The sequence below is a fragment of the Flammeovirga sp. EKP202 genome (assembly GCF_014534745.1).
GTDB lineage: Bacteria > Bacteroidota > Bacteroidia > Cytophagales > Flammeovirgaceae > Flammeovirga.
Genome location: NZ_JACVVP010000173.1, coordinates 1 through 227, shown reverse-complemented (window position 1 = coordinate 227; position 227 = coordinate 1). Strand labels below are relative to the sequence as shown.

The following is a 227-nucleotide window of genomic DNA, read 5'->3' as shown; positions in this document are numbered from 1 at the left end:
TCTGCGATGGATAAACCAGTTCCTTCTGCTACTTCCTCCACACTCAAACCCATTGATAAAAACTTTTTAGCTGTTTCTATTGCTTTAAGATTTGCTCCAATCTCAATTCCTTTTTTCTCTCCTATTTCAATTCCTTCTTTTCTCCCTTTTTCCTTGCTTGTCTCCAATGTATTGACATAATCACGGAAGCGTTTCAAATCTTCATCATAAAGTTCTTGGTCGGCTTT

At 37.0% G+C, this 227-nt stretch carries 1 pseudogene; it reads right to left on the bottom strand.

The window, feature by feature from the left end:
• Positions 1–227 (bottom strand): annotated as a pseudogene (locus tag IC221_RS29445) (hypothetical protein); the annotation flags it as partial.